This window comes from Roseibium album, from assembly GCF_965233825.1.
GTDB lineage: Bacteria > Pseudomonadota > Alphaproteobacteria > Rhizobiales > Stappiaceae > Roseibium > Roseibium album.
Genome location: NZ_OZ247583.1, coordinates 190,246 through 208,273, shown reverse-complemented (window position 1 = coordinate 208,273; position 18,028 = coordinate 190,246). Strand labels below are relative to the sequence as shown.

General features: G+C 58.0%; 19 protein-coding genes. 18 read left to right on the top strand and 1 reads right to left on the bottom strand.

What is annotated here, in order from left to right; translation table 11 throughout:
* Positions 1-32 precede the first annotated feature (32 nt).
* The 4 genes from ACO6TI_RS00945 to ACO6TI_RS00930 all read left to right on the top strand — a co-directional run bounded on the left by ACO6TI_RS00945 (position 33) and on the right by ACO6TI_RS00930 (position 2,763).
* Entirely contained in the window at positions 33-611 is a 579-nt protein-coding gene (locus tag ACO6TI_RS00945; protein ID WP_104700889.1) for a 5-formyltetrahydrofolate cyclo-ligase, read from the top strand.
* 14 nt (positions 612-625) lie between these two features.
* Positions 626-1,456 (top strand): TIGR00282 family metallophosphoesterase, encoded by an 831-nt coding sequence (locus tag ACO6TI_RS00940; protein ID WP_055113842.1) that lies wholly within the window; start codon positions 626-628, stop codon positions 1,454-1,456.
* 101 nt (positions 1,457-1,557) lie between these two features.
* On the top strand, positions 1,558-2,304 hold the full coding sequence (locus ACO6TI_RS00935) for a YebC/PmpR family DNA-binding transcriptional regulator (RefSeq protein ID WP_055113840.1): 747 nt from the start codon (positions 1,558-1,560) through the stop codon (positions 2,302-2,304).
* Positions 2,305-2,448: 144 nt separating this feature from the next.
* Positions 2,449-2,763, top strand: coding sequence for a MazG-like family protein (locus ACO6TI_RS00930; RefSeq protein WP_055113838.1), 315 nt, complete (start codon positions 2,449-2,451; stop codon positions 2,761-2,763).
* Here ACO6TI_RS00930 and ACO6TI_RS00925 read toward each other — a convergent pair.
* Positions 2,752-3,513 carry a TSUP family transporter gene (locus tag ACO6TI_RS00925; RefSeq protein ID WP_104701299.1) on the bottom strand — a complete coding sequence of 254 codons (762 nt, stop codon included), beginning with the start codon at positions 3,511-3,513 and terminating at the stop codon, positions 2,752-2,754. The genes ACO6TI_RS00930 and ACO6TI_RS00925 overlap by 12 nt on opposite strands.
* A 199-nt stretch (positions 3,514-3,712) precedes the next feature.
* Here ACO6TI_RS00925 and ruvC point away from each other — a divergent pair, with 199 nt between their 5' ends.
* From ruvC to ftsH, 14 genes are all read left to right on the top strand, one after another.
* Positions 3,713-4,228, top strand: a complete 516-nt coding sequence (ruvC, locus tag ACO6TI_RS00920) for a crossover junction endodeoxyribonuclease RuvC (RefSeq protein ID WP_055113836.1) — start codon at positions 3,713-3,715, stop codon at positions 4,226-4,228.
* Entirely contained in the window at positions 4,225-4,842 is a 618-nt protein-coding gene (gene ruvA / locus ACO6TI_RS00915; RefSeq protein WP_029064607.1) for a Holliday junction branch migration protein RuvA, read from the top strand. Before ruvC ends, ruvA begins: the two co-directional genes overlap by 4 nt.
* Positions 4,839-5,084 carry a hypothetical protein gene (locus tag ACO6TI_RS00910; RefSeq protein ID WP_055113834.1) on the top strand — a complete coding sequence of 82 codons (246 nt, stop codon included), beginning with the start codon at positions 4,839-4,841 and terminating at the stop codon, positions 5,082-5,084. Before ruvA ends, ACO6TI_RS00910 begins: the two co-directional genes overlap by 4 nt.
* Positions 5,074-6,114, top strand: coding sequence for a Holliday junction branch migration DNA helicase RuvB (ruvB, locus tag ACO6TI_RS00905; RefSeq protein WP_055113832.1), 1,041 nt, complete (start codon positions 5,074-5,076; stop codon positions 6,112-6,114). Before ACO6TI_RS00910 ends, ruvB begins: the two co-directional genes overlap by 11 nt.
* Positions 6,115-6,232: 118 nt before the next feature.
* Positions 6,233-8,344 (top strand): methyl-accepting chemotaxis protein, encoded by a 2,112-nt coding sequence (locus ACO6TI_RS00900; protein WP_055113830.1) that lies wholly within the window; start codon positions 6,233-6,235, stop codon positions 8,342-8,344.
* 81 nt (positions 8,345-8,425) lie between these two features.
* Positions 8,426-8,893 carry a tol-pal system-associated acyl-CoA thioesterase gene (ybgC, locus tag ACO6TI_RS00895; protein ID WP_055113828.1) on the top strand — a complete coding sequence of 156 codons (468 nt, stop codon included), beginning with the start codon at positions 8,426-8,428 and terminating at the stop codon, positions 8,891-8,893.
* A 267-nt stretch (positions 8,894-9,160) separates the two neighbouring features.
* On the top strand, positions 9,161-9,868 hold the full coding sequence (tolQ, locus tag ACO6TI_RS00890) for a protein TolQ (RefSeq protein WP_029064612.1): 708 nt from the start codon (positions 9,161-9,163) through the stop codon (positions 9,866-9,868).
* A gap of 3 nt (positions 9,869-9,871) precedes the next feature.
* Positions 9,872-10,324 carry a protein TolR gene (gene tolR / locus ACO6TI_RS00885; RefSeq protein WP_055113826.1) on the top strand — a complete coding sequence of 151 codons (453 nt, stop codon included), beginning with the start codon at positions 9,872-9,874 and terminating at the stop codon, positions 10,322-10,324.
* A 6-nt stretch (positions 10,325-10,330) separates the two neighbouring features.
* Positions 10,331-11,275 (top strand): energy transducer TonB, encoded by a 945-nt coding sequence (locus tag ACO6TI_RS00880; RefSeq protein ID WP_422384171.1) that lies wholly within the window; start codon positions 10,331-10,333, stop codon positions 11,273-11,275.
* Between the two features lie 43 nt (positions 11,276-11,318).
* Positions 11,319-12,668 (top strand): Tol-Pal system beta propeller repeat protein TolB, encoded by a 1,350-nt coding sequence (gene tolB / locus ACO6TI_RS00875; protein WP_055113816.1) that lies wholly within the window; start codon positions 11,319-11,321, stop codon positions 12,666-12,668.
* 154 nt (positions 12,669-12,822) lie between these two features.
* Positions 12,823-13,308: a peptidoglycan-associated lipoprotein Pal gene (gene pal / locus ACO6TI_RS00870; RefSeq protein ID WP_196916627.1), complete on the top strand. Its 486-nt coding sequence runs from the start codon at positions 12,823-12,825 to the stop codon at positions 13,306-13,308.
* Between the two features lie 267 nt (positions 13,309-13,575).
* Positions 13,576-14,538, top strand: coding sequence for a tol-pal system protein YbgF (ybgF, locus tag ACO6TI_RS00865; RefSeq protein WP_029064617.1), 963 nt, complete (start codon positions 13,576-13,578; stop codon positions 14,536-14,538).
* The gene (gene tilS / locus ACO6TI_RS00860; RefSeq protein WP_422384170.1) at positions 14,522-15,898 is read left to right on the top strand and encodes a tRNA lysidine(34) synthetase TilS; all 1,377 of its coding nucleotides are present in this window, start codon (positions 14,522-14,524) and stop codon (positions 15,896-15,898) included. Before ybgF ends, tilS begins: the two co-directional genes overlap by 17 nt.
* 168 nt (positions 15,899-16,066) lie before the next feature.
* Complete coding sequence (gene ftsH, locus ACO6TI_RS00855; RefSeq protein WP_055113810.1) at positions 16,067-17,986, top strand: ATP-dependent zinc metalloprotease FtsH; 1,920 nt, start codon at positions 16,067-16,069, stop codon at positions 17,984-17,986.
* Positions 17,987-18,028: the final 42 nt, after the last annotated feature.

Here is an 18,028-nt window from a genome sequence, read left to right as displayed (position 1 = left end):
TCCGGGCAGGACAACGAAATTCTTGAGAGCCCATGACAGACGTAACGACACCTGCCGCCAAAAAAGATGCACTCAGAAAAGAGGCACTGGCCCGCCGCACGGCTATGGACGAGCTTGAGCGCATTGAAAAAAGCCTGCAACTCGTCGATCACAGTGATACCCTGCCGCTTCCCGAAGGGGCGGTGGTCGCAGGTTTCTGGCCGATACGCGACGAGATCGATCCCAGGCCGCTACTCGACAGATTGCGTCAAAGGGGACACAGGCTCAGCCTGCCCGTGATGACGGGCCCCAGCCTGATCTTCAGGAGCCTTGAAAGGGACACGGAACTGGTTTCTGCCGGTTTCGGCTGCCGCGAACCGGGGCCGGACGCGATGGAACTTCGCCCTGATGTCCTCCTGATGCCGCTGGCGGGCTTCGATGCCTCAGGCAACCGCATCGGATATGGCAGGGCCTACTACGACACCACTATTTCAGGGCTTGAGAAGACCGGGGCTCTTCTGTGTATCGGCATTGCCTTTTCCCTTCAGGAGGTTGACCGCGTGCCGACAGAAGCGCATGACAAACCTTTACACGGAATCCTGACCGAACAGGGCTACAGGTCGTTCGGCTGATCTGGCGAGGGTTTATGCGAATTTTGTTTCTTGGCGATCTGGTCGGCCGCACGGGACGCACCGCCGTAATCGAGCAGCTTCCGGAAATTGTGGAAACCAACAGACTCGATTTCGTAATCGTCAACGGCGAAAACGCGGCTTCAGGCTTCGGTATTACCGAGGCCATCCTGCAGGATGTTCTGGATGCCGGCGCGGATGTGGTGACCACCGGCAATCACGTCTGGGATCAGCGAGACACGCTCGTCTACATTGAGCGGCAGGATCGCTTGTTGCGACCGGTAAACTATCCGGCAGGCACACCTGGCCGGGGAGCCCATCTGTACACTGCGCGCAATGGTGCGCAGGTGATGGTCGCAAATGTCATGGGCAGGGTGTTCATGGACGCGATGGACGATCCCTTCGCCGCGATCGACAAGGTGGTCGGCGAGTGTCCGCTCGGGCAGGTGGCCGATGCCATTGTCATTGACATGCATGCAGAAGCTACAAGCGAAAAACAGGCGATGGGTCACTTTCTGGACGGGCGCGTTAGCCTGGTCGTGGGAACCCACACCCATGTTCCGACCGCCGATCACCAGATCCTGGAGCAAGGGACGGCCTTCATGTCGGATGCTGGTATGTGCGGGTCCTATGACAGTGTGCTCGGGATGGAAAAAGAGGAACCGGTCAACCGCTTTCAGCGCAAGATTCCCGGATCCAGGTTCACACCCGCCACAGGTGTTGCAACGATTTGCGGTATCGCCATCGAAACTGACGATCGCACGGGCCTTGCGGAACGGATTGAACCGCTTCGGATCGGCGGCCGGCTGGAACCGGTGCTGCCGTCATTCTGGAACACAGCCGGCTGATCAAGTCCGTAGCTGCGTCTCACCGCTGGATTTTCGCAGACAATTTGCCTATAAGCGGCCCAGTTTTCGTCAAGACCATCCTCAAAGAACCGAGAAGAGCCATGGCAGGCCATTCAAAATTCAAGAACATCATGCACCGCAAGGGCCGTCAGGATGCCGCGCGGTCCAAGACGTTCTCCAAGCTTTCCAAGGAAATCACCGTTGCCGCGAAGATGGGCGACCCGGATCCGGATTCGAACCCGCGCCTGAGGCTGGCCGTGCAGAATGCCAAGGCACAGTCCATGCCGAAGGACAACATTCAGCGGGCAATCAACAAATCCCAGACCGGCGATGGCGACAGTTACGAAGAAATTCGCTACGAGGGCTATGGTCCTGCAGGCGTTGCCGTTGTCGTTGAGGCCTTGACCGACAATCGGAACCGGTCCGCGTCGAATATCCGTTCCTATTTTACAAAGTGCGGTGGGTCGCTCGGAGAAACCGGATCCGTTTCCTTCATGTTCGATCGCGTCGGCGAGATCGTGTACAAGCTGGAAGCCGGTGAGGCCGAAGCGGTGCTGGAAGCTGCGATCGAAGCAGGCGCTGAAGATGTCCAGTCCGACGAAAGCGGTCACACAATCTATGCAGCGTTCGAAGATCTCAACGATGTCGCCAAGGCATTGGAAGAAGCGCTGGGAGAAGCGGATTCCACCAAGATCATCTGGAAGCCACAGAACCTGACACCGGTCGATGCGGACAAGGCCCAGACCCTGATGAAGCTGATCGACATGCTCGAGGATGACGATGACGTGCAGAACGTCTATTCGAATTTCGACGTCGATGAGGAAACAATGGAAGCCCTGGCGTCCTGACGTTTCGCGATTGCGGTTTCAAGACCCCGGCCCAGCCGGGGTTTTTTGTTTCGAGGTCCGGAGGCACGCCCCACCCTGATCTCCCTTCCCCTTTTCGGAACAGGGGAGGTTAAGTTGAACTTCCGAATAGACTGGAGAATTTCAATGTTCGGAATCTACGAGCTCACAAAGACAGATCCGAAATCGTTGCAGGAACGAGCCCTGAAACTGTCTGAAGAAGCCGGCGAACTGGCGCAGGCCGTGCTGTCGGTAACCAACGCACCTGGCAGCGCTTACAAGAACCATTCGATTGATGATGTGCGTGAAGAAGCTGTTGATGCTGCAATCGTTGCCCTGAGCCTGCTGGCGCATACCACCGAAACCCGCGAGGAATTCGAAAACGAACTGCACCGGCTCATGATCGGAAAATGCGCAAAATGGAGCGAAAAAATTAGTCCCCGGAGAGACTTACCGGAGTAGAGGGTCGAGCGCCGGCATGCTGGTCAGCGCTGCCACCGCGATCAGGACATAGGCGAATTTTCTGTAAACCGCAGGATCAGCTTTGCTGAATCCGCGCGCGCCGGCGAAGATCGCCAGGCCATAGACCGGGACGGCCATGATCAGCAGGCGAAAAACCTCCTGCGTGAAAAACCCATTCAAGGTGTAGGCGACGAATGTCCCGACGCTTGCCAGCGTGAAAAAGACAATCATGTTGGCTCTCACGATTGCCGGATCATTCGCGCTGGACAGCCACATGGCGACCACCGGCGGTGCGGAGACCTGTGAAATGCCGCCAAGAACTCCCGAAACGCTGCCAGTTGCAAATGAAACCGCTGCTGCAGGCTGCCTGTGATACCGCCAACCGGAAATCAACAGTGCCAGGAGACAGGTGACGATTGCGAAAATCGCCCACCGCAAGATCAGGACGTCGGTACTCGCAAGCAACCAGGCGCCCAGATGAACGAAAATCACGGCGCCAAAGGCAGCCGGCAGAACGGTTGCCCAATTGCAGTGCCTGACTGCACGGATCAGCAGGGGCAGGGTCACGATGCTGTCAATGAACAGAAAAGTGGCCGCCGCAGTGGCTGGAGCAACGACACTTGTTGCAACCGGAATGAAAATCATTCCTGCACCAAATCCGGAAAACCCCCTCACGCAACCCGCCACAAAGAGAACCGATGCAAGAAACAACAGCAATTCAGGTGCGAAAGGGTCAAAAATTCCAAGCATGAACACGCACCAGCGGATAGTTACAGATCGGCTGCAAAACCGGACATGATTGTGGTCGGCGGCATTGCGGCGAAGGCCCGGACGAAACAGTCCCCAGTCTTGCCGACGCAGCCGTACCGCCGGGTTTTGGACAGGCTTTCCGGTGGTAAGCCGCGCTTTCGCTGGCGTCAACGGGGAAGTTTTGTTACCGGTTTGTTCCATGACACATGCGATTCGATTGCTCGGAATTGATCCGGGATTGCGGCGCACCGGCTGGGGCATGATAGAAACGGCCGGAAACCGGCTGTCTTTCATTGCGTCCGGGACGGTCACCTCCGACAACAAGAAGAGCCTGGCCGAGCGGCTCGTGGAGTTGCACGACGGGCTTCGCGAGGTTGTCAGTCGGCATGACCCAATGGAAGCTGCGGTCGAGCATACCTTCGTCAACAAGGATGCAGGAGCGACATTGAAGCTTGGGCAGGCGCGCGGTATTGCGTTGCTGGTGCCATCGCTTGCCGGATTGCCGGTTGCCGAATACGCGCCGAACCTGGTCAAGAAAACCGTCGTTGGCACGGGCCATGCGGAAAAGGACCAGATCCGGGCCATGGTGAAGATCCTCATGCCGAAGGCAACTTTCAATTCAGACGATGCTGCGGATGCGCTTGCCATCGCCATCTGCCATGCACAGCACCGGGGCAGTGCGTCGGCGCGTCTTGCAGCGCAGGGGGCGGCATGATCGGCAAACTCAAGGGAACGATCGACAGTTACGGCGAAGACCACGTGATCCTCGATGTTCACGGCGTCGGCTATCAGGTTCATTGTCCTGCGCGTATTCTGCAGGGATTGCCGCGCGCGGGAGAAGCAGCGGTGCTCTTCATCGAAACGATTGTGCGCGAGGACATGATCAGGCTCTACGGTTTCGGGCACGAATCCGAACGGGAATGGTTCCGTATTCTGATGACGGTTCAAGGCGTGGGTGCCAAGGTCGCGCTGGGAATCCTCGGTATCCTCAAGGCGAGTGAGGTTGCCAATGCGATTGCGCTGGGTGACAAAGCCACGATTTCACGCGCGCCGGGTGTCGGCAAACGGGTGGCGGAGCGACTGCTGACCGAGCTCAAGGACAAGGCTCCGGGACTTGCAAGTGTCGATCAGGGCACGATCGCTGTATCGCAGAGCGTTTCGGAAAATGTGGCGGCCCGGCCTGTTGCGGAAGCGGTTTCCGCGCTAACAAATCTGGGCTATGCACAGGCGCAGGCGAGTGCGGCTGTTGCCAAGGCCATGCAATCGGCTGGCGAGGACGCATCGACCGAGACACTGATCCGCCTCGGCTTGAAGGAATTGGCTGTATGATAGCCTTAACCTACACGGTTATTGCGATTGTTTTTGTAACCCTTGGCATCGGCGGGATCATGTATCTCGATCACCGCTTCTCCCAGTCTGTCGGAGACCGGCAATTTGCCATGAAAGGACGCCGGATCGATACCGACGACCCGTTTGTGCGCAGTCAGTTTCGTAAGTTCCATGCGCTCAGGGTTGCCTGGTCGATCCTGCTGATCGTGCTCTTGTTTGTGGTCGTAAGCCATGTCGGATGACAGCCGTATCGTTACGCCGGAAATCCGCGGCGATGAAATCGACAGCACCATGCGCCCCCAGGTGCTGGACGATTTTGTCGGTCAGGCGCAGGCACGTGCCAACCTGAAGGTTTTCATCGGGGCGGCAAAAGCCCGCGGCGAAGCACTGGATCACGTGCTCTTCGTAGGTCCTCCGGGCCTGGGCAAGACCACGCTGGCCCAGATCATGGCGCGTGAACTCGGTGTCAATTTCCGGGCAACCTCCGGACCGGTTATCGCAAAGTCGGGAGATCTTGCGGCGCTGCTGACCAATCTGGAAGAACGGGATGTTCTGTTCATCGACGAAATCCATCGTTTGAACCCGGCAGTGGAGGAAGTGCTCTATCCTGCGATGGAGGATTATCAGCTGGACCTGATCATCGGAGAAGGGCCTGCTGCACGTTCGGTCAAGATTGACCTTGCAAAGTTCACTCTGGTTGCCGCAACAACGCGCCTCGGGCTTCTCACCACCCCGTTGAGGGACCGTTTCGGCATACCCGTGCGCTTGCAGTTCTATACAGTCGAGGAACTGGAACACATCGTCAAACGCGGTGCCTCGATCATGGGGATCGGCATAGCCGAAGACGGTGCACGCGAGATTGCCAAGCGATCGCGCGGGACACCACGTATCGCCGGCCGCCTGCTCAGACGGGTCCGGGATTTTGCCATCGTTGAGGGTATTGAAAGGGTCGACAGGGCGCTTGCCGACAGGGCTCTGTTGCAGCTCGAAGTGGACAGCGCCGGCCTCGACGGTCTCGATCGCCGGTATCTCAAGCAAATCGCCGTCAATTTCGGTGGCGGACCGGTCGGCATCGAAACGATTGCGGCGGCATTGTCGGAGCCCAGGGATGCAATCGAGGAAATTGTTGAGCCCTATCTGATCCAGAACGGGTTTTTGCAACGCACTCCACGCGGTCGCCTTCTGACGCCAATGGCCTTCGCTCACCTCGGTCTTGCAGTCCCCGAGCGGTCCGAAATTTCGCAGATGGGGCTGTTTGCCGACCCTGAATAGAAGGGTCACCTGAAAGAATGCGCGCAACTCGTCTAAATTGTCGGAAGACGCGCCTTCTCGGTTAAGTCTTTGTTGGCGAATCTCTTCGTATTGTCCCGTTAACTATGCGGGGGACACTATGCGTAAGCGGCTTTCATCTAAACTGGCTCTTATGTTCTTGGCTGGCGCACTGACGATGTGCGTGGCTATTGTTACGGTTACGTCAACTCTGTCACGCGACGTGGCGAACGGTCAGGCGGACAACAGCCTGCAAAGCGCGACCAAGGCGAAACAAAAGGTTCTGGAACTGGCGCTGGACCAGATCACCTACAGTGCGAAGTTCTTCGTTTCGCTCGAAGAGGCCAAGGACAGCCTCATGAAGACGATGGTCGGCTGGAAGAACCTGAAGGAGGGGCAGCAGGAGACGCTCCGCAAGATCTTCGTGGCGGATAATCCGCATCCGCCGCATGAGCGTCATCTGCTCCTGGAACCGGCGGAATCGAACTATTACGTGAACAATCACAAGGTCGTTCACCCGGTTTATCAGGACGTTATTTCCCAGGGACTATTCTCCGACGCGGCACTCGCCAATCCGGATGGCTTCATTACCTACAGCTATCGAAAGGGCCCTGAATTCGCATTCCATGTCGAAGACGAAGAGATCAGCGGCAATCCCGTCCAGATGGCAATGGGCAAACTGTATGAAGCTGCCAATGCCGGGACGCTTGCCGCGGGCCAGATCTATTCATCCGGTTTCGTCGCAGGCAAGCATGGCAAGGTTTCGCTGGTACTTGCTGCTCCGGTCTTTTATCTGGACCGCTTTTTCGGAGCTGTTGCCTTCAGCACGGACATGCAAAAGCTGGCTGCGCTCCTGAACGAACCGACGGGCATAGGCGAAAGTGAGCAGATCTTTCTTGTCGACGCGGCGGGAACGCTGGTGCAACTGGATCAGACCGGCGGGGCCGCTGCTGTGTATTCGCTCGCCGAAATCGCTGCAGGAGATCGCCTCATTGCACTGAATGGCAGCGATTACCGGTACGCCGAAGCGCAAAACAGTTTCGAGAACACGCCGTATGGAGTGGTTGAAGCTGTCAAGCAGACGGAACTGGCTGCTGCTGCGGATCGCATCACTTACGGCGCGATCATCTCAGGCTTTCTTTGTCTTGTCCCTGTTGTCGGCCTCATCTGGTGGGTGACGCGGCGCATGTTCGCACCGATGGAGCACCTTTCGGTTGCGGCAAGCAAGATTGCCGATGGGGATCTCGAGGTGGCCGTGGATGCAACCGAACGGCAGGATGAAATTGGCCGCATGGCGCGGTGTATCGAGGTCTTCAAGGACAATTCCCTCGAACGGGAACGTCTCGCCTCGGAACGCAAGGTCGGGCACATCGCGCGTGAAAAACGCGAAAAGCTGATTGATTCACTGATCGCTGATTTCCGGGCCGAATCGCAATCCGTGCTGGAACTTGTCGAAACCAATATTTCCAGGGTCGAGGACGTATCGTCCGCTTTGAACGAACGCTCGACATCTGCGACCGAACAGGGTCAGGCGGCTGTTTCAACATCCGAAAACGCATCTTCCAACGTCGAGGCCGTGGCATCGGCAACGGAAGAGTTGAATGCTTCCATTTCGGAGATCTCCCGACAGGTTGAAACGACCGCTTCAATTGTCGAGCAGACCACCGCCGCCGCGCAAGGGTCCAATGCCAAGATCTCCGGACTTGCCGAAGCTGCCAACAAGATCGGAGACGTGTTGTCCCTGATCTCGGAAATTGCGGAACAGACCAATCTGCTCGCGCTGAACGCGACGATCGAGGCGGCGCGCGCAGGCGATGCCGGCAAGGGATTTGCCGTTGTTGCGTCCGAAGTGAAGTCGCTCGCCGGACAAACGGCAAAGGCAACGGAAGAGATTTCAGCACAGATAGCGGCGATCCAGGCCTCAACGTCGGAAGCTGTTGAAGAAATCGCGCGGGTTTCGGAATCCGTCGAAGAAGTCAATTCCTACACCATAACGATTTCCGAAGCCGTACAGCAGCAGGGGTCCGCGACGGGTGAGATATCCCGAAATGTCGCCGAAGCCGCCGATGGAACGCGCAGCGTTGCGACGACAGTTGCTTCCCTGAACGAAGGCGTTGCGGAAAATTCTGCCGCAGTCGGCGACATGCTGACTGCGACGCTGGAAATGAAGCAGCAGGCGGAACAGATCCGCGCATCGGTGGAGAAATTTCTTTCCGAGGTTGCAGCTGCCTAGTTGCGAACCTAGGTATGCGACGGGCCTTCCGGTCAGGAGACCGGGGGCCTTTTGCATGTTTTCAATTGTGAGGAAAGCGCCGTGACGGAATGGCCGGACCTGTCGGGTCGCCTGGAAGAAGGTGGCCATGTGCTCCCAGTGCGCGTGTATTACGAGGACACCGATTTCACCGGTATCGTCTATCACGGTGCCTATGTGCGTTTTTTCGAGCGCGCACGGTCCGATTTTCTTCGACTGATGGGTATTCATCACAAGGAGCTGGCGGAAGGCGCGCACGGCAATGCGCTGGCCTTCGCGGTCCGTGGGATGACGCTCGACTTTCAAAAACCGGCGCGGATCGACGATATCCTTCAGGTTCACACCAGTCTGTCGGAATACAGGGGCGCCAGAATCAAACTCGACCAGCTTGCCTACAGAGGTGAAGAACTGCTCGTTTCCGCCGCTGTTACCGTCGCCGTGATCACGAATGAAGGCAGGCCGACACGGTTGCCGGTCAAACTTTCCGAAAAACTTGCCCGTCATGCTCCGGACGATTTACTCGATGGATGAATGATTTGCGGGTAGCGTCGGACCGACCTGCGTCAAGAATTCGGTAAATTATTGTAAAACAGATTCTGACGTTAATCTTGCAGTAACCTTAATTGATTCCTTTTAAGAAGAGCTCGCTTTGCTCGGCGAAGTCCCAGTTTTGACAAATTCAAACGTCAGAGAGGCGGCTGGATATCGAAAGCTGGCGTTTTGATTCCGGACAGCTGCTTCAGTCTCCGGAGACATGGATAGACAACAACGTCAGACGGCCCAGGGGTCATTGAATTTATGGAAACACTTGTCCAATCGACATTGGCGGCGCCGGAAGGCGACATTTCTTTTTTCTCGCTGTTCTGGCAAGCGCACATCGTCGTCAAGATCGTGATGGTCGGCTTGCTGGTTTCATCCGTGTGGTGCTGGGCGATCATTGTCGACAAGGTGATGCTGGTCGGAAGGACTCGGCGCCAGATGAGCCGCTTCGAAACGGTGTTCTGGTCGGGTCAGTCCCTTGAGGAGCTCTACGGCACGCTGCACAACCGGGTGAACCACTCGATGGCTGCGCTGTTTGTCGCCGCCATGCGCGAGTGGAAGCGCAGTCACGAAGGACCACGTCCGGCAATCGGATCGCTGCAACAGCGAATCGACCGCGTGATGGATGTGACCATTCAAAGGGAAGCGGAGCGGCTTGAAAGCCGATTGCTGATCCTGGCGACCGTCGGATCCGCGGCTCCGTTTATCGGCCTGTTCGGAACGGTCTGGGGGATCATGACCGCCTTTCAGGCGATTGCGGCCTCGGAAAGCACGAACCTTGCCGTTGTTGCTCCCGGGATCGCCGAAGCCCTGTTTGCAACGGCGCTCGGTCTTCTTGCCGCGATTCCGGCCGTGATCGCCTACAACAAGTTTGCTTCCGATGTCGGCAAGGCCGTCGCGCGCATGGAGGGGTTTGCGGACGAGTTTTCAGCGATCCTTTCGCGCCAGATCGACGAGAGGGGCTGAGCGATGTCCATGCAGGTCGGTTCCGGTCAGGCTGGTGGCGGACGGCGCGGACGGCGGCGAAAGCGCACTGTTCTGATGACCGAGATCAACGTGACGCCTTTTGTTGATGTCATGCTGGTCCTTCTGATCATATTCATGGTGGCGGCACCGTTGCTGACGGTTGGCGTGCCCATCGATTTGCCGGAAACGCAGGCCAAGGCGCTTGAAGGTGACACCGAGCCGATAACCATTTCAGTGAGCTCTGCCGGCGAGATCTTCATTCAGGATACGGCCATCGCCATCGACGAAGTGGTTCCCAAACTCGAGGCAATTGCTGCCAACGGCTATGAAGAACGCATTTACGTGCGCGGCGATCAGGATGCCGACTACGGCACAATGATGAAACTCATGGGCCGCATCAATGCGGCCGGGTTCAAACGTCTAGGACTTGTCACTCTGGAAGAACGGGACTCGTAACGCGTCATGCGCGCAGGTCTCATAGCGTCTTTGGCCGGTCATTCGGCAATACTGGTCTGGGGCCTGATCGCCTTTCCGGACGCGGAGAGTTTTTCCGTCCCGCAAGTGGAATCGTTGCCGGTGGACCTGATTCCGGTCGAAGAATTCACGCAGCTTCGCCTCGGCGAGAGGACGGCGGAAATTCGTGAGGTCGCTGCGATAGCACCAAGTGAAACCGAGACCGAGGAACCGCCGCAACCCGCCGACAAACCGGGTGAAAGCCAGGTACAGCAACCGTCGCCACCGACCCCTTCTCCAGAACCGGAACCTACACCGACGCCTGAACCGGAGCCGGTCGCAGAACCCGAGCCTGCGCCCGAACCGGAACCGGCCCCGGCACCTGAACCCGTGCCGGCTGCCGAGCCGGAGCCTGCTCCCGAACCGGCGCCCCAACAGGAAGCTGCTCCCACGCCACAGCCGATCGTGACGAGTGCCACTCCGCGATCCAAACCGAAACCGCCGCGCCGCGCGCCGGAACCGCCGAAGGACGACTTCGATTCGACCGAGATCGCCGCGCTGTTGAACAAGGTCGAACCGGCAACGCAGCAGGGGAATGCGTCGGAGGAACCGGCTGCCCTCGGGTCACGGCAGGGCGCGCAGAACATTCGCATGAGCCAATCGGAACTCGATGCGCTCAGGGGGCAGGTCGCCCAGTGCTGGAACCCTCCGGTCGGTGCTGTCGGAGCGGAAGATCTCAAGGTTCGGGTCCGGTTCAGTCTCTCGCAAAACGGCCAGGTATCGAGCAGTCCGGAGGTCCTGAATTCAAACGGGAATCCTGCTTTTGGCGCCGCTTCGAGCAGCGCGGTCCGCGCGATAATGCGGTGTCAGCCATATTCTCTGCCAATTGCCAAGTATGAAGCATGGCAGGAAGTGATCATCAATTTCGACCCAAGGGAAATGCTTGGGGGTTAGTCAGTCCCTGATAGGGATTTTTCGACAAGGGAGCTTAGTGCTCATGCATGGAATACTAAAAACGCTCTTCAATCCGGCTGGCCTCAGGGCCTGCGGACTTGCTGTTCTTGTGTCCCTTGCTGCTGTTTTTGCTCCCCCCCCGGCTTCGGCTCTGGTCGAAATCGACATCACCCAGGGAAACATCGAACCTTTGCCTATCGCTCTTCCTGCGTTTTCGGCTGAGGGTGGGGACGGCAAACTTGCGGCGGAAATGACCGGTGTGATCGCGTCCGACCTGAAGCGTTCCGGTCTCTTCAACCCGCTCGATCCGGCAAGTTTCATTCAGAAGAACATGAGTGTCAATTCGACACCGCGGTTCGGCGACTGGCGTCAGATCAGTGCGCAGGCGCTGGTTACCGGCACGGTGACGAAGCAGCCAGATGGACGGCTTCGCGCCGAATTCAGGCTATGGGATGTCTTCGCCCAGGAGCAGATGCTCGGTCAGCAATTCTACACAACGCCGGAAAACTGGCGCCGGCTTGCGCATATTATCGCGGATGCAATCTACGAGCGCCTGACAGGTGAAAAAGGCTATTTCGATACCCGCATCGTCTTCGTCGATGAAACAGGAACCAAAGACAAACGGGTCAAGCGTCTTGCTATCATGGACCAGGACGGGGCCAACGTCCGGTACCTGACCCGTGGCGATGACCTTGTTCTGACCCCGCGCTTTTCACCGACCAGCCAGGAAATAACCTACATGTCCTACGGTGGGGCGGATCCGAGCGTTTATTTGCTGAACATCGAAACCGGTCAGAGGGAAATCGTCGGTAACTTCCCGGGCATGACTTTTGCCCCGAGATTTTCTCCTGACGGGCAAAGTGTCGTCATGAGCCTGCAGCAGGGCGGCAACGCCAATATCTTCAAGATGGATCTGAGGTCTCGGCGGACAACACGTCTGACGAACACAGCGGCGATCGACACGAGTCCGTCGTTTTCACCAGACAGCCGGCAAATCGTGTTCGAATCGGACCGGGGCGGTACTCAGCAACTATACGTCATGAATGCCAATGGCGGCGAGGCGCGCCGAATTTCCTTCGGTCCGGGCCGGTATTCGACGCCTGTCTGGTCGCCTCGCGGAGATTTGATCGCCTTTACCAAGCAGCACCAGGGCCGTTTCATGATCGGGGTCATGAAGCCCGACGGCAAGGGCGAGCGCATTCTGACCGAGGGCTACCATAATGAAGGACCGGCCTGGTCGCCGAATGGGCGCGTGCTGGTGTTTTTCCGTGATACGCCCGGGGCAACCGGTGGGCCACAGGTCTGGACGGTCGATCTGACTGGCTACAACGAGCAGCGCGTGGATACGCCGGCTTTTGCGTCGGATCCGTCCTGGTCGCCGCTCATCAACTGATCACGCAATGGATGGGCCCGCCTTCAGGTGGCGCGGTCAGACCTTGTTAACCAGGTTTGCAAAGACTGCCTTAACCAAGTTTGGCTAGAAAGTGTTTACCTAAAGCCGGACAAGCGGATGTCGGGTTGACGGGCTGGGGATGTAGGAGACGGGAATGTTCAATAGAGATACTGCCGGCCGGGGCGCGCGCTGGATTGTTGTCTGTTTCGCGCTGCTTTTCGTGGCGGCATGCGCCCAGAATAAGCCAGACGGGCTTTCAAGCAACGTGAAACCGGGAACCGGTCAGGACTTTGTCGTGAATGTCGGCGACCGCGTTTTCTTCGAAGAGGATCAGTCGGTCCTGAACGCCAAGGGGCAGTCGACGCTCGCAGGTCAGGCCAAATGGCTCAACCGTTACTCGCAATATACGATCACTGTCGAGGGGCACGCGGATGAGCGCGGTACCCGGCAATACAACATTGCTCTGGGTGCACGGCGAGCGGCAGCAGCGCGCGACTACCTGGTGTCGCAGGGCGTGAGCGCGTCGCGGATCAAGACGATCTCCTATGGCAAGGAACGCCCGGTGGCGGTCTGTAACGACAGCAGTTGCTGGTCGCAGAACCGGCGCGCCGTCACGGTGCTGAACAACGCCACGAACTGATCCTCGGGTCCCGAGACCCGAATTTGACAAGAGGCCGGGCAATTTGTCCGGCCTTCGGCATTTCGGGTGCGCAAAATGGGGCTTTCTGCGAAACCCGGGGCAGATTGTCAAAATTTAGCCGAAGTCCGGGCGCTCTGTGCCCTTGAGTGCAGAGCCGGGCATGTTAAGACTTCACGCATGAGGGGCTGACGAGCAATCGTGCACCTGGCCCGCTTGAAGGGCGGTTTCGAAGTTTCGTGCTCGTGAGTCTCTGAACCGGAGGACCGAATGCAGAATTACAAGGCACTTGCAAGTATCTTTCTGGCGCTGGTTTTGACCATTGCGGCCACACCGTCCGAGGCTCAGTTGTTCGGGCGGAAAAAAGACGATTCATCCGTCAGGATCGGTCAGCTTGAAGAACGGATACGGGCGCTGACAGGACAGATCGAGCAACTGTCCTTCCAGATGCGGGAAATGCAGGATCAGATGCGCCGCATGCAGGAAGACAACGAGTATCGGTTTCAACAGCTGGAAGGCGGGACACCAGGAAAAAGATCCGGGCTTGAGCCAAGCGGTGCTCCAGGCAGCACGGCCCCGGGGCTTGCCGCCGATGGCACACCCCAGGGCGGAAATCTGGTCACTCCTGACGGCGGACTGGCAACTCTTTCGGCGAACGGATCCGGCGACGGAAACTGGTCCGATACAGGCGGATATGAAAACGGCGGCGGATTGCCCTCCGACGGGCCGATCAATCTGGAACAGTTGGCCAAGGGGCTTGAGACGGTCCCCGGGGCCGGCCTTGACCTTGCACCCGACCCAAATCTTGCCACCGATGACGACGCGATCGCCGGTATCATTGGAAGCGGAGATCCGAGGTCGGACTACGACGAAGCCTATTCGCTTGCGGTCAACGGTGATTATTCAAACGCTGAACGGGGCTTCAGAACATTTCTGGAAACATATCCCGACAGTGATCTCACTCCCAATGCCCAGTACTGGCTCGGCGAAAGCCTTCTGGCGCAACAGGATTATCGCGGAGCGGCAGATGCCTTCCTGAAAACCTATACGGATTTTCCCGGTAACAGCAAAAGCCCGGACAGCCTTCTGAAGCTGGGTGTCTCGCTGCGTGGACTTGGGCAGTCCGCCGCCGCATGTGCGACATTTTCCGAACTTTTGAACAAGTATCCTGATGCAGCGCCGGCAGTTCTGTCAGAAGCGCGGGACGAACGCCTCCGTGCGCAATGTTCCTGACCAACCGGTCGAGACGCCCGGGCTCCCTGATGATGCCGTCGACGCGCTCTTTTCCGGACTGAATTCCTTTTCCAATCTTTCACTTGCGGTGTCCGGCGGAGCCGACTCCCTTTGTCTCTTGGTACTGTTCGGCGAATGGAGCCGGCGGGTCTCCTGGAAGGGTCGCGCGGAAGTCATTGTTGTCAATCACGGCCTCCGTCAGGAGAGTGATGCGGAAGCCCGTTTCGTGGTCGACGTTGCGAAACGAAGCGGATACGCAGCATCAGTGCTCCGATGGGAAGGCGAAAAGCCGCAAAGCAATGTGCAGGAGGCGGCGAGAACGGCCCGCTATTGCCTGATCGCCCGACGAATGAAAGCGACCGGTGCCGAGGCGCTCCTGCTCGGGCATCACCTTGACGACCAGGCCGAGACATTCCTTGACCGACTGACACGCGGAAGCGGCATTTCCGGATTGAGCGCAATGGCTGCCGATGAACGCGACGGGCCGGAGGGGTTGCGTTTGTTGCGTCCTTTCCTGAGCGTCAGGAAATTGCGTCTGGAAGCCAGTTTGCGCGAACGCGGCCAGGACTGGTGCACGGATCCTTCCAATCTCGACATGAAGTACAAACGAAGCAGACTCAGGAACATCCTCGGTCTGCTGAACGAAGAGGGCCTGTCGGTGGAGCGCGTCGCGGAGACCGCAGCACACATTCGACGGTCTCGCGATGCACTTGAATTCGCCGTTCGGGATGTCGTGTCGAGGAAGGTCGAATTCCATTCGGCAGGACCTGCAAGACTGAACAGAGAGGTTTTTGCCGCGTTGCCCGATGATCTGCGTTTGCGGCTTCTCAACGAGATCATGACACATGTCACAGGCGTTCGGGCGAGGCCGCGCCTGGCAAAGCTGCAGTCCCTGGACGCCGCCCTGAATTGCGGTGAAAGTCTCCGCCAGTCGCTTTGCGGAACGATGTTCGAAGCAGGTGCCGAAACGATCTGGTGCTGGCGTGAACCCGGGCGGGTCCCTCCTATGACGCTCAGCAAATTCTACAGGCAAGGTATCTGGGACAACCGTTTCGCCTATTCTGTGCTGGTTGATCGGCAGAGCATCGACGAACCGGACGGATTGCGACTCGGTCCCTTGTGTCATGCTCCGGCGGGCGCGGCGGACTTTGTCTGGCCTGAAGGCTGGCCGAAAGCGGCATTTGATTGCTCGCCGGTTGTCTGGTCACCGGATGGTCTCATTTTCACCCAATCTGCATCACTTCCTGTTCAACCGGGTAAAAATAACCATAGCTGCACCTTGGATTTGGCGAGATTGCCGATCCGGGGTAAATTATCGGACAACAGTCGGGACAATGGGGACGTTTGCGGGGAAATCTAGAGTTTTCCTCTTGTTAATCTTCTGATAGACGTCCGGGCTTAACAAATTAGTCAGCGCATATGCGCATTATGGCGCACCGCCTTGGCAGCGGGCTCTGGGCGACCTATCTACGCTCTGAGGAATTGTAACCGCGTGCAGTATGACGCGTTGGGCGGTTAAGGGAACGAAATGAACGCACATTTTCGCAACTTTGCTCTTTGGGTGATAATCGCCCTGCTTTTGATCGCATTGTTCCAGCTGTTTCAAAGCCCTGCGCAACAGGGTGCAACCAATGACATCGCCTATTCCGATTTCATGAGACAGGTTGACAATGGCGAAGTCAGATCCGTGACAATTCAGGAACAGAAGATCACCGGTCTGTATAACAGCGGTGGAGCCTTCCAGACCTATGCGCCGGACGGGGCCCAGTATGTCGACGAACTTCGCGGCAAGGGCGTCCTGATCAAGGCCACTCCGCCGGCTGAAAATTCTCCATTGCTGAGCGCCCTGTTCTCCTGGCTGCCGATGCTGATCATTCTGGGTATCTGGATCTTCGTGATGCGCCAGATGCAAGGGTCGGGCGGCAAGGCGATGGGTTTCGGCAAATCGAAGGCCAAACTGCTGACCGAGGCGCACGGACGGATCACTTTTGAAGACGTTGCGGGCATCGACGAAGCCAAGGAAGACCTTCAGGAGATCGTCGAGTTTCTGCGCGATCCGCAAAAATTCCAGCGCCTGGGCGGCCGTATTCCGCGCGGCGTGCTGCTAGTTGGTCCTCCAGGGACCGGTAAGACGCTGACTGCGCGTGCCGTTGCGGGTGAAGCAAACGTTCCGTTCTTCACGATTTCCGGTTCCGATTTCGTGGAAATGTTCGTTGGCGTGGGCGCATCGCGTGTCCGCGACATGTTCGAACAGGCCAAGAAAAACGCTCCCTGCATCATCTTCATCGACGAAATCGATGCCGTGGGCCGTCACCGCGGTGCTGGCCTCGGCGGGGGTAACGACGAACGCGAACAGACATTGAACCAGCTGCTGGTCGAGATGGACGGGTTCGAGCCCAACGAAGGCATCATCATCATCGCGGCGACCAACCGACCTGACGTTCTCGATCCGGCGCTGCTGCGTCCGGGCCGTTTTGATCGTCAGATTGTCGTGCCGAACCCGGATATCACTGGCCGCGAGAAGATCCTCAAGGTTCATATGCGCAAGGTTCCGCTGGCACCTGACGTGGACGTCAGAACGCTGGCGCGCGGCACCCCCGGTTTTTCCGGTGCGGATCTGATGAACCTCGTCAACGAGGCAGCTCTCCTGGCGGCACGCCGGTCCAAGCGGCTTGTCACGATGGCCGAATTCGAAGACGCCAAAGACAAGGTGATGATGGGCGCCGAACGCCGGACTCTGGTCATGACCGAGGAAGAGAAGAAACTGACGGCCTATCACGAGGCGGGCCACGCACTCGTTGCGCTTCATCAGGACGCCTCCGATCCTATCCACAAGGCGACCATCATTCCGCGCGGACGAGCGCTTGGCATGGTGATGCGTCTTCCGGAAAAGGACCAGGTGTCTTTGACGCGTGCCAAGTGCAAGGCCGACCTTGCCGTTGCCATGGGTGGCCGGGTCGCAGAAGAAATGATCTTCGGCTACGAAAAGGTTACCTCCGGCGCGACGGGTGATATCCAGATGGCAACCAAGCTTGCCCGTGCAATGGCCACGCAGTTCGGGATGTCCGACAAGCTGGGTCCGCTGCTCTACGGAGAGAACCAGGAAGAGGTTTTCCTCGGCCATTCGGTTGCGAAGAACCAGAATGTCTCCGATGAGACCCAGAAAATCGTTGATGCGGAGATCAAGTCCTTCGTCAATCAGGGATATGAAACCGCGAACAAGATCCTGGGCGACCATGAAGATCAGCTCCATACGATCGCGAAAGGTCTTCTGGAATACGAAACCCTGTCCGGAGACGAGATCAAGGACCTTCTTGATGGCAAGCCGCCCGTGCGCGACACCGATGACGACCAGCCGATCGGGCGTTCGTCTGCGGTGCCCACGGCCGGAGCCAAACGGGGTGGTGACGAGGCCAGTGGCGGAATGGAGCCGCAGCCCCAGTCCTGATCCTTTCTGCTATCAGGTACAAGATCAGGCAGCCCGGCATTG